Here is a 12,027-nt window from a genome sequence, read left to right on the forward strand (position 1 = left end):
TACTTTTTTGTTTGATAGTGATTAAGAACGAGTTTCCAATTTTTAATGAATAAATAATCGTGTACAAATATATCTATGAATCAATCTATTCGCAATATATTTTGTCAAGTTATTAACACAACTTTTCCACAATCAACAAATTAAACTAGTCAAATGAATATATAGCATTAGTTAGATATTAATATATTTGTATATATTATTAATATATGGTTTTTAATTCCCGTTTTGGCTTTGGCGATATGGTTTACCTGAAGACCGATATCACGCAGGATCCTTGGATGGTGACACAGGTTCGTTTCGCTTTAGGAAGCACGATATATTTATTGGCCAGAGGCTCTGAAAACTATTGTGCGTACGATATCGAGTTAACCGACGAGAGAGATGTCTTAAAGAGTTTGTAATATGGAAGGACTGAAAGCAAAGCAAAGAAGGTTTGTTGAGGAGTATTGTGTCGATTTCAATGCGACGCAGGCGGCTATTAGAGCCGGGTACAGCGAAAAGACCGCCAAGTCAATTGGTTGCGAAAACCTTACCAAACCTGACATCGTAGCGGCTATAGATGAGCGTTTGGAATCGTTGGATCTTACCGCTGCACAGACATCGAAACTGATGGCTGATATTGCGCAGTCTTCCATGAATGACTACTTTGTAATTGTCCAGAAAGAAAGGCCTAAGCCTATTTTACGACCACTCCAAATTCAGATCGATAAAAAGAAAGAGGAATTGCTAAGGGAAAATTTGTTCATTGCTAGAAAAGGACTGATGGGCGATGATTTGGCGAAATACCAAAAAGCGCTTGAAAGGATGGAAGACGAAATTCTTCGGTTAGAGATTAAATTGGAACGCGAGCCGGAAGCTGAGTTTGAAGATTTTGAAATGGAAACCTATGACGCTGTTGAACTTGATTTGATCAAATTAACTCAAGACAAAGAAAGGGGTAAGATCAAGTCCTTCCAATGGGGTGAGTTTGGTCCCAAAGTTGAAATGTTCGCAGCTGATAAGATGATTGTGAATATTGCCAACAAATTAGGCTTCTTTACCAACAGAATGCAAATGCTTGACAAAAATGGAGAGCCTACCGATCCGACAACGCCTGACCCTTTAGCCCCTGTGCAACTTAACATAACCGTTTTATCCAGGAAAGAAGAGGACAATGCCGATATTCAGCGAGCCACAGCAGAAGGTTCTGTTCAGTAGAAAGCCGGTTACTTTGAACATGGCTGGACAACGTGTGGGCAAATCTCACATGATCGGTTTCAAATCTGGTTACTATGTAAAGAACTTTCCACGGATGAGGGGAATGATAGCTGCGAATACTTATAAGCAACTGTCACAATCTACTCTCGTTGCAGTCCGTAAGGTATGGAAGCAGGAGTTCGGGATAGAAGAATACGACCGTGTACGCAACCCTAAGGGCGTGTATGTGGTGAATAAAAAGCCACCGGCAAATTTTACAGTATTTGAAGCTTATGATAGGTATGACGGCATTGTTTCATTTCGAAATGGCGCTATTATCTATATTGCTTCACTGGACAATTTTGAAGCACACGACGGGAAAGAACTTGGCTGGGCTGAATTAGATGAAACAAAGGACACGAAAGAGATAGCTTTAACATCGGTTATCTTAGGCCGTATGTCACAGCCTGGGCTGTACGTCGACCAAGACGGTAACCTTGTCTATTCAGATGATTTGGAATTTGAAGGCACTCCTTTCAATCCTGTTTGTATCAATACCTCTCCAGCTGTGGCCACACCTGAATGGCTCATTGAGATGTTCAGTCTTCAGCAGTTCGATGATGAGATTCTAGAGAAGATAACGAGCTTTCCCGACTTCTTTTACAAGGAGGTCGACAACAAGGCTATCGTGATCTATTCGACGCACCACAACGCGCATAATCTACCGAAGAACTATATCGATAACCGTATCAAGACGCTAAGTAAAGGCGATGCCTTAAAGTTTGTTTTCGGATATCCTTTCTCGCAAAGTGGAGGCGAGTTCTATGATGAGTTTGATCGTCTGCGTCACGCGAAGTACGTGCCTTACGATCCAAATACACTTGTGCATCTTACCTTCGATTTCAACGTAATGCCCTATATGACTATGTTGGCTGCTCAAATAAGAAGTCGGGTGATGTATGCGGATAAGGACAACCAGTTGTTTGAGGAAATGGAACCGGGAAGACGTATGGTGCAGGTCCGGAAGATTAGTTTTTTCAAGGAGTATTGTCTCAAGTCGCCACTCAATACCGTTAAAGGTGTCGTGCAGGCGTTTAAGGCCGACTTTCCAAAATGTGATACCGTGTTTTTCTATGGGGATGCTTCGGGCCATAACCGCGTTCCAGGAAAAGGGGAATACAGAATCTTTGATGACGTAGAAGATGAGCTGGCGAACCTTATCTTTCCGGGCTCCGACCGAACTATGAGACGAAACCCATCTGTACTGAAGAGACGGAAGTTTATACAGGAGATATTCAAGGGGGGGATTCATTTTGTGCTGATCGAAATAGACAAAGAGGGATGTCCAGAGTTGATCAAGGACTTTACCTACCTCAAGCTAGGACCAGAGGGCAAGTTGAAGGAAGTGGTAAGAGTTCCTGAAACGGGGGTTACCTATCAGAAATACGGGCACACCACAGATGCGGCGGAATATCTTATATGTTCTGCTTTAGAGGATATATTTGATTAAAATAATAATATATCAATTATTTATAATATTATATTTGTTAAAAATATTTTTCGGATGAATATTGACGAGGCAAGAAACATCATCATCGATGCTATCGAAAACGACACCAAGCACCCCAATTACAAGCGCGTAAATGAATTAAGAAAGCTATACACGGCATTGGTTACAGGTCAAGGTATTGAGGATTTTCTTCTTCAGTTTCAATTGCGTGAGGATAAAGCCGCGTTTGACCAACGGGTAAAGCTTACAGTGTCAACTACCGACGCGATATGCAGCACTTTGATCAATCCATTCGAAAAGGTATTACGTACGGATCCACTTGTCAAGCGTATCGAATCTCGGGACGAGCTGGCTCTGGATATCCTAACCGATAAGATCATGCAGTTCTATAGCTCCGAAAATCAAAATAGCGGGCTTGACTACTGGCTTCAGACGCGATTTAAATCACTCACATTCTTAGATCCAAACGCCTTTGTAGTTCTTGAGTGGGACGCTTTCGACCATAACCATGCACGCGCGACGCCTTATCCTTACGAAGTGTCTTGCGAGCAGGCCATCAACTTCAAATACAAAAATAATAAACTGCAGTTTTTGCTCGACCGTAAGCAGATCGAATACAAAGAGGATGACCTGAAGAAGAAAGGGTATAAGTTTACCCTATACGGCATTGGCTTTGTACTTGTTTTTGAACGTGTGCCTGACAAATACATTGTCCAGGCTAATGAGGAAATCTGGTCCAGTGGTAAGAGTGGAAATCGTTATGCGGTAAGGTATCACGAAACTTTGTTGGATGTGGCTACAGCAACGGCTATTGGCTATGTTGGTGATCAACGCACTAATGAGGCTACGTATGTTAATCCGTTTCATTCAGCTGTCTCCTGGTTCAAGAAGATTTTGCGCAGAATATCCGAAGCTGATCTGTCGCAGACGCAACACGCATTCCCGCAAAAGTTTCAGTACGTACAGCCGTGTCCTGGGGTTCCAAATGATCCGTGCCGAGCAGGTCTAAATACTGAGGGGGGCACGTGTGAATCTTGCAGGGGTTCAGGGTACATCTTTCACACTTCGGCTCAGGATGCGATTGTTATGCCTCTTCCTAAGCACGCTGACGATATGGTTGATCTTGATAAACTTATGGTGTATAAGCACCCGCCGATTGACCTTTTAAAGTTCCAGGAAGATATCATCGATAAATACGAACAAAAGATCCATGCTGCTGTTTTCAATACCTTGTCGCTGATCAAGAAGACTACGGTAGCGACGGCAACAGAAAGAGATCAGGATATGGATAATGTTTATGATACATTGAATCCATTTGCCGAAAAGATAATGGCACTTTGGTCCTCTACCGTTCAGAATGTCGCGGAAATCGTAGAGGCCAATCCCGAAGACCTGATCATCGATATTCGTTACCCAAGCGATTTTAAATTAAAAACTATAGCCCAGCTGGTGGGGGATTTGAAAGAGGCAAACGAAAGCAATGCACCTTCGTTCATGCGTGCAAAACTTTCGGCGGATCTGGCAGAGCAGACTTTTGTTGATCAGCCGGAAGAGTTCGCCAAGTACCAGATCAAAGAACGTATGTTTCCATTTCCCGGTAAGACATCGGATGAAATTGACACGCTTATTTTTTCCGATTTAGTTCCATTTAGAACCAAGGTGCTTTATGCCAACTTTGATAGCTTGTTTTTGCAGGCCGAAAAAGAACATATAGGATTCTGGACAATGAATGCAGATCAGCAAGAGGGTATCATAATGGGATACCGTGATTTATTGGTAAAAGAATTGACTCCTGCGCAGCCAACATTTAACGCCTTATCATAATGACCAGGAGAGAAGCAAGGCGATTGATTAAACGTATCTCTCAGAAGGCCGACTGGATTGAGGAAGCTATGCAGATCCTTGAAAGCTTGGTGAAGCAGAAGGAAGTTGAGTTTGCCAATGAATTATTGGCTGAACTAATTGCCCAACTGGAGTCGGAAAACGGCCAATTGCTTAGAAATTCAAAAAATCAGAAGGTAATTTCAAGGCTGAACAATATCACAGAATCCTTGCGGAACGCTGTTTTTACCGAGGTTGTGACGAAGATGTTTACAGATGTATCTCATATCACACTAGAAAATACTGTTTATTACGGGAAAATGGGCGATAAGGGATTTAAACCGACAGGGCAAATGGTAAAAGATCTTGCTTTCGCCCGGTTAGGGTTCAATGAAGATGGTACATTGGTCCGTGATGGCTATATGCAAGGGCTGTTTGAGAGTAAAGAGGTGACTGCGCAGATTAAGGATTTTGTTACCAGAGGTGTTTATTCGCGTACGGGCTTCGAAACATTTAAGGTAGGATTAAATGATATGATAAAAGGATCGGAAGGAAAGATGGGTGCCTTCTCACGATTCTACCGAAATTATGCTTATGATACCTATTCCCAGATGGATGCAATGCAGGGGAAAATGTTTTCGGACGAACTTCAATTAAAGTATTTTATTTACAATGGCGGTTTGATAAAAAATTCCCGGGCGTTCTGCATACGCAAAAACGGCAGGGTGTTTTCTGTTGATGATACAAAGAGCTGGATCGATGAGCCGGACAATAAAGCTAAGCCCCCGGGATACGATCCGCTGATCCACCGTGGGGGATACGGCTGTCGACATTCCATTCATTATATTACAGAAGATATGGCCAAGGCTTTGGGATATGGCCAAGATGATCAAGTGTACAAGCCGTTTGCACTGAAGCGATTTGCCAATGGCGGGGAGGTCATCACCTCTGATCTAGTCGATGTAAATATGCCGGATTATGGAAGGGTTTTCAATGCCGCTAATGCTTTCGCGCGTATGGGACATAAGGTTGAGATCAAACCAAAAATAAAAAATCATCTTAACCCACTGTATAATGAGGTTTATGGTGGTCTAAAAGGTTCAAAGTACGAAAGAAAAAATCCTGACTTATACATCGACGGATTATCATACGAACATGAAGGATTTATAACATCAAATCCAAAGAACGCTTTGCGTAACATGTTGAACGGCGGTAGTGCTCAGTCTTCACGTATCATAATAGATAAACCAGACCTGACAGATGCTTACATAAAACGGGTTATCAAGGCGAGAAATAATTCGTCTCTATCTCCTAATGAAATTGATGAAGTATGGATATTGGAGGGAACGGCTGTAAGAAGGATATTTTAAAAGACAAAGCCATAGAAAAAACTATGGCTTTGTGGCAAGGAAGCTCCTTTTCAGGTAGAATCCTTATTGCAAAGGTACAACTTATTTGAAAAATAATACTTTGTCAATACTAAATAATAATATATTTGTATTAAATATTTTTAAATTAATATTTTGACCATGGCAGGAACGACAGATAAAAGCCAGAAAGGAGCACAGCAAGATGCTTTACAAGGCGCAGTATCCAAAGAGACAATTGTTGAAAAGGACGTTAAGAACGCATCAAAAAATGATGGTGAGGCAAAAAAAGAAGAACTTAGTCTTGCAGACCTCATTGAGGCAAATCTTGAATCAACCGCCAAAATTGCAGAGCTGAACCTAGTTCTTGATCAAAAGAATCAAGAAATTGAGCTTCTAAAAGATGCAATCAGTGAAAAGGCAGATCTTAATATTAAATATGAAGGTCTCTCTACTGAATTTAATTCATTGAAAGAGGATTATGACACCCTCTTGCAGGAAAAGGAAGTCCTGCAAGAAAGTTTTGATACTGTTTCTAAGCTTAACGAAAATAAATCTGGAGTAATAACTACGCTGGAGGCCAAGATAGAAGAGTTCAAAAAGTCAGAATCAACTGTTGTGCCTGAAAAGAAAACTACTGCTGTTGTTACTGCTGTGAAAGATGGAATCGAGCGCGAATTTCCTGTTTTGGCATGGAATAATATGCCAAAAGGCAAGGGCGGTTGGAAACAAAAGGTTGGAGCTCCTAAAGAAGCAAAATAATGGCAAATATCACGATCAAGAATAAAAAAACGGGCGTAACCAAAGAGGTGACGTCTCGTGAATGGGAGGTGATTCAGGAGAACCCTATGATCGCTAAGGTCTGGACGACCGTCTCTTCCAAAGAAGCGGAGGTTTCGGCCGTTCCCGCTTCCAAGCAAAAAGAATCAAAAGTTATTTCTGAATCAAAATAACATAATTCTATGAAAGGAATTTCATTACTACTGGCGGGATTGCTGACGACCGTTTATAAAGTGTCAGATGATGAAGTTGCTGCTCTTCTTGAAAAGGCAGATGGAGAGGATTTCGATGCTCAAGCAGAGCTCGCTACTATTCTAGAGAAAGACAAAGGCCGTATCGGCACTTTGAAAACCGACGCTTTCAATGATGGCCATAAAAAAGGTAAATCGGAAAGCTTGAAGGATCTCGAGAAGCAAGTTCGCACAGAATTTAATCTGTCGGATGAATCTATTAAAGGCATTGACCTGATTAAGGCTGTTCATGCATTGGATCGCGAAGCAGGCAAGAATGGATTGACGGATGACGATATTAAAAAATCACCGTTGTATATCCAGTTACAGAAGAAGCTTGACGACACCAACAAAGATGTTGAAACTAAAGTTTCTAGCGCCGTTAAGGAGGCAGAAACTAAGTTCAATCGTGAGCGTACGCTATCATCGGTCAAGGCTAAGGCTCTTGAAGTTTTTGAAGCTCTTAATCCTGTATTGTCGGAAAATAAAACTGTAGCCGCTAATCAAAAGAATACACTTTTGAAAGAGCTTGAGGGGTATGATTACGACACGGCAGAAGACGGATCTTTTATCGTGAAGAAAGAAGGGAAAGCACTGGCTGACGCCCACGGTAATCTCGTTGACTTCGATCAATTGGTAAAAAATACTGCTTCAACGCATTTCGATTTTAAGCAAAGCAAACCGAGAGGAAGTGAAAGCAACAAAAATGAGTTCAAGGGCTCTATTACTGTCCCTAAAACAGAGGAAGAGTATCGCAAAGTGATTAATAACCGTGATATCTCTTTAGAGGAAAGGACAGCTATTAAGGAGGCCTGGCAACAACAACAGGCATAGTTGTTTACTTGAAAATTTAAATTAAAAATGGCAGCAGGAGATTTCTCACCTACATCATTAGTAGAACTACAACTCCGTATGGAGTCTATGTGGCACGATAAGGTAAAGAATCGTGATTACAATCCAGATTTAGCGACCGCTAAAATTATTCTGGAGCAACAAACTGCAGAGGTGACGCCGATCACTAATGAAGCCCTGGATAGAAGCGTTTCTATCAATTGGGTGGATTTCTGTAGCAACAGTGTACGTGATGAAACAGAGACAGAGGATCCGGTGGGTGACGACGACTCTTGTGACGTTACCGGTTTGGAACCTGAGAGCAAGTCAGAGCTGAAAGAGCTTGACATGTTCATTGAGGATTCCTTCATGGTCAACGAAGAAAAATTCCGTGGTAACTTCATCAATATGGAAGAAGCTATTGCGATCGGGGTTCTTGGTATGGAGCGTAATCTGATCAATAAGTTCAATCAAAAGATTGCCGCTCGTCTGTTGACGTATGGAGGTGTCAATCAGTATGCGGGAGTAGGTACTATTGGTACGAATAACGGTGGTTACACAGAGATCGCAGCAGCAAACTTCACTGCTGAAGGGTTCTTTCCATACCTGCAACAGGCAGGTGTAATGAATAAGTTTTCTTCTTTGTTGATGATCGATGGCGGCAACCTATTTCAGGACAACTATCGTGCACAGAAGTACCTTGGCAATGATGATGGTAAGGCTGCGGCTTCCATGTATGGAGATCTAAGCTATCGTAATGATCTGTTTGGTTTCTCTGCAAACGATATGGCTAATGTATCTATCGTGCTGGATCCAGGTTCTGTGGCAATCGGTACTGCAAATCGTTTTCCTGAAGATCCTCGAGAGATCAAGAATCCGTCGGTAACGCGTTATTCTGTGCCGTCAAATTATTTACCAGGCGTTCGTTACGACGTGACGTATAAGCAAACTTGTGTGAACGGTAAGATCTGGCATGCGTGGAACTATAAACTTCGCGCGGGAATGTGGGACAATCCAATTCGTTGTAACGAGGAAATCACGGGTACACTTTTATTTAAAAAGGTTGCCTAATAAAAGATCTTGTAAGCTTAGGGGTAGGCTTATTAGGTGTATGTAGATCGGGAGGGGGCAAGGCTCCCTCTCTTTTTTTAAGTAACTATGGAATGTTTAGATAATATTATTGGGATATCTCGCACAGAGTGCGAGTGTTTAGCGGCGGATATTTCCGCCGATGACCAGGTTAGCATCTCTGGCATATACCTGGATGAAGTCGAAGGTGGTTTAAAAATGACTGCCTTAGAAAAGATAGACTGTCAGACCTTCGTTGATAAGGCAAAGCAAGCGATCAAACGAGCAAAGGATATGTTCATTGAACAGATCATTGCGGCCTATCAGACGACTGATTCAAGGAAAGCTTATGAAGATTTCAGTGGTCGCATTGGAAAGACAGCGCACTTAAAGACCTTGACAGGGTTAAAACAGTTTGCCGGTCTGAAGCTTGCGTTGAATCCAATTCGCGGAGCGAAGTTGGTAATTAAACAGATTGGCTTGATCATCTCACGGGAGCAGGATGTTGAGGTCTCTATATTGAAGTTTACCGACGATAGCGCGGAACTGGTCGATACGATCACGATTCCAACCATTGCCAACATGAGATCGGTGTATAGTTTCGATAAAGCTTTGGAGCTCCCTTTTACCTCATCTTCAGGGGAAGCGCACGAATATTTTGTTGTGTACAACACGATTACCCACGGCAATCCACGAGACAACAAAGCAGGATGTAATTGCGGTAGAATGGATAGGATATTGAGGTCGTATCTCAAGGCCGAAGGCGTTAGCTCGTCCGATATCGAAGCATTGCCCCTGGCTAAAGGCAGTGATAATGCAAATGGGTTCTTTTTGGATGCTGAAATCGCCTGCGTTACCAAGTCTATGGTATGTAATATACTGAAGCTGGACGACAGCAATACCGTTGCGCATGCTATTGCGTACAAGTCACAGGAATTGTTAATTGAGGATCTTTTGTCTTCGCCTAATATCAATCGATTTACGATGATGTCCAAAGAGCATTTGTACGGCACGAGAAACCATTTTAGGAAGGAATTTGAGGACCGTATCGTTTGGCTTTCGCAGACCAAGCCATTAGCACAGGTCAGTGACTGTATTGTCTGCCATGACAACAGAATTATGAAGACGTTGATCAGATAGATTTATGGAGGATTTAGGAATATTGATTGATCGCCTAAAGGCTATGCGTGACGGCTTGGTTGAAGATGCGAAAGAAGTGTCTCAATCAATGGCCTTGACTCATAAAGGCGTTGTCGTTAAACGTGTACAATCTGAAGGTATACCTGGAGCAAGCTATTCAGAAAAAGGAGTTCCAGCCTACCTGGTTGAAAAAAGTTCATACGCTCGGTTGAATAGCGGATTTGATCGTATGATCAAGAAAAAGAAGAAATCAGGAGAGTCTGTCGCGTGGAAAGATGTCCGTGAATCACAGGGACGTCAAACAAATCATGTCGATTATACTTTTTCGGGTAGAACCCTCAAAAACCTTACTATAGTTGATACCGTAGTTAACGGGCCTTTAGTGTCAGCATATCTAGGGGCCAATGAACATGAGTCTTTTGAAAAGTTACGCTTTGGTTTTGCACGATACGGTAATTTTTTAGCTCCTAATGATCAGGAGAAAGAATTACTGTTCGAACATGCTCAAAAGCAAATGGATGATAAGATTAAGAAATATAAATTATGAATGTATTAATCGCGAAAATAATAAAAGACCGGCTTTCGACACTTCCTTATTTTGATCGCGTAGCTGGATTGGTGCAGACGATAACTAAGGAAGCCAACGACACCGGAAAAATCGTCAAATTTCCTGTTGAAGTAAATGTTGGTGAGTTGAAGGCGCTCGATGCTATGGTGCCAGATGATCAGATCAAAGGATTGTTCTACCTCGAAGACGGCGGCATCAAGAGCGACGGTAATAATGACTGGACCTCTGATCTTACCTTGGTCTGTTGGTTTTGCCCGAAAAAGATAGCGAAAGAAGTCGATGCGGTATCTGCGAATGCTTTGGCGGATATTACAGGAGCTCTGAAATCATTTATCAATGAATCTCCTGTTTCTAGGTTAAAAGTAAATGTGGCGAGTATCCCGGCAAGAGATGCTGCGATATTCTCAAAATATAATTATAGTGAGACACAGACCCAGTATCTTATGCCTCCATATGATTTCTTTGCCTTAAAGCTTAAATGCTCATTCCGGCTCAATAGCGATTGTTTAGAACCATTAACAGAACCCGAGATATGCTAACATTTTTTATTTACTATACGATTATTTCCTTCTGCTGTTCGGTGATCGGGCATGTGGTCAGTACTATCTTGTTGTACGAAGATGTGCTGAACTGGTATGGTAAGATCCTGGAGCGACTCCCTAAAATGATCGCTCAGCCATTGGGCCTTTGTGTCCTTTGTTTCTCTGGCCAATTGGCATTATGGAGTTCGTTCGTGTTTTCTCTGTACCACGGCGGAGGCTGGTTTATTCCGTATTCAATTTGTGGAGCTATTTTTCTTGTTGCTAAATACAAATAAAATAATATTATAAAATAATATATTAATTTTATGCTATGGATTTGAAGTCGATCAACATACAGGAAAAAACATTTAAGGCAAACGGAAAGCTCTATTATATCGAGCCTGGAGATATCTCTATCGATAGATATGCAAAGTATGAAGAGTTGGCTCTTGAATTGCAATATGGGGTGTCTCAGGCCGAAATGTTTGCTAATTGGAAACAGGTGACGCAATTGGCCAACGAACTTAAATTCTCTGACATCGCAGTACTGGCAAATAATATGCAGAACGGCTTGATAAAATTGATGGATCGGCAGAACACTTCTTTAAAGATGTGTACGCTATTCATTAATGAAGAAAATGAGGATCGAACCAAAATTTCGGATGATATGATTTCCAACAAGATCAATGACTGGCGGGAGGAGGGCTATACAGTGGGGCCTTTTTTTCAATTGGCCCTCGCTTTTTCCGGGCTTATAAAAGAGATCTCGAGCAAGCTTTCCCAAGAATCTTTGGCAAAGATGGAAGCTATGGAAAAAGAAGTGATCACTCAAAAGGCAAAGTAATCCATATCAAGGCGGAGATATTAAAGCAAAGAAAATATTGGATTGATCTGTGGTTAGCTATGTCGGAGGCAGGGATTAAAGACTACGATTCTCTTAAAGCGACCCCGGGAATGGAGTTCTGGCGTTTATATGAGCGATTTCAAAAGAAAATGGAAGCACTAAAATTAAAAG

At 41.8% G+C, this 12,027-nt stretch carries 14 protein-coding genes; all 14 read left to right on the forward strand.

The genetic code is table 11. The features are described 5' to 3' along the window. Positions 1-206: 206 nt before the first annotated feature. Complete coding sequence (locus ACSZOX_RS04280) at positions 207-401, forward strand: hypothetical protein (RefSeq protein ID WP_437918574.1); 195 nt, start codon at positions 207-209, stop codon at positions 399-401. Between the two features lies 1 nt (position 402). Then, entirely contained in the window at positions 403-1,197 is a 795-nt protein-coding gene (locus ACSZOX_RS04285) for a terminase small subunit (protein WP_437918575.1), read from the forward strand. After that, on the forward strand, positions 1,154-2,686 hold the full coding sequence (locus tag ACSZOX_RS04290) for a hypothetical protein (RefSeq protein WP_437918576.1): 1,533 nt from the start codon (positions 1,154-1,156) through the stop codon (positions 2,684-2,686). Before ACSZOX_RS04285 ends, ACSZOX_RS04290 begins: the two co-directional genes overlap by 44 nt. Positions 2,687-2,740: 54 nt before the next feature. Continuing rightward, positions 2,741-4,510, forward strand: coding sequence for a hypothetical protein (locus ACSZOX_RS04295; RefSeq protein ID WP_437918577.1), 1,770 nt, complete (start codon positions 2,741-2,743; stop codon positions 4,508-4,510). Continuing rightward, complete coding sequence (locus ACSZOX_RS04300) at positions 4,510-5,877, forward strand: hypothetical protein (protein ID WP_437918578.1); 1,368 nt, start codon at positions 4,510-4,512, stop codon at positions 5,875-5,877. Before ACSZOX_RS04295 ends, ACSZOX_RS04300 begins: the two co-directional genes overlap by 1 nt. Before the next feature lie 159 nt (positions 5,878-6,036). Next, entirely contained in the window at positions 6,037-6,636 is a 600-nt protein-coding gene (locus ACSZOX_RS04305; protein ID WP_437918579.1) for a hypothetical protein, read from the forward strand. Beyond that, the gene (locus ACSZOX_RS04310; RefSeq protein ID WP_437918580.1) at positions 6,636-6,827 is read left to right on the forward strand and encodes a hypothetical protein; all 192 of its coding nucleotides are present in this window, start codon (positions 6,636-6,638) and stop codon (positions 6,825-6,827) included. Before ACSZOX_RS04305 ends, ACSZOX_RS04310 begins: the two co-directional genes overlap by 1 nt. A 9-nt stretch (positions 6,828-6,836) precedes the next feature. After that, positions 6,837-7,718 (forward strand): hypothetical protein, encoded by an 882-nt coding sequence (locus tag ACSZOX_RS04315; protein WP_437918581.1) that lies wholly within the window; start codon positions 6,837-6,839, stop codon positions 7,716-7,718. A 27-nt stretch (positions 7,719-7,745) separates the two neighbouring features. After that, a complete protein-coding gene (locus ACSZOX_RS04320; RefSeq protein WP_437918582.1) occupies positions 7,746-8,786 on the forward strand; it encodes a hypothetical protein in 1,041 nt (346 codons plus the stop codon). An 87-nt stretch (positions 8,787-8,873) separates the two neighbouring features. Beyond that, entirely contained in the window at positions 8,874-9,923 is a 1,050-nt protein-coding gene (locus ACSZOX_RS04325; protein ID WP_437918583.1) for a hypothetical protein, read from the forward strand. Positions 9,924-9,927: 4 nt separating this feature from the next. Beyond that, positions 9,928-10,470, forward strand: coding sequence for a hypothetical protein (locus ACSZOX_RS04330; protein ID WP_437918584.1), 543 nt, complete (start codon positions 9,928-9,930; stop codon positions 10,468-10,470). Then, a complete protein-coding gene (locus ACSZOX_RS04335) occupies positions 10,467-11,030 on the forward strand; it encodes a hypothetical protein (RefSeq protein ID WP_437918585.1) in 564 nt (187 codons plus the stop codon). The genes ACSZOX_RS04330 and ACSZOX_RS04335 overlap by 4 nt, the downstream gene beginning before the upstream one ends. Continuing rightward, complete coding sequence (locus ACSZOX_RS04340) at positions 11,024-11,308, forward strand: hypothetical protein (RefSeq protein ID WP_437918586.1); 285 nt, start codon at positions 11,024-11,026, stop codon at positions 11,306-11,308. Before ACSZOX_RS04335 ends, ACSZOX_RS04340 begins: the two co-directional genes overlap by 7 nt. 35 nt (positions 11,309-11,343) lie before the next feature. Beyond that, positions 11,344-11,856, forward strand: a complete 513-nt coding sequence (locus ACSZOX_RS04345) for a hypothetical protein (RefSeq protein WP_437918587.1) — start codon at positions 11,344-11,346, stop codon at positions 11,854-11,856. The last annotated feature ends 171 nt before the right edge of the window (positions 11,857-12,027 follow it).

It is taken from the genome of Sphingobacterium sp. LRF_L2, from assembly GCF_965644235.1.
Lineage (GTDB): Bacteria > Bacteroidota > Bacteroidia > Sphingobacteriales > Sphingobacteriaceae > Sphingobacterium.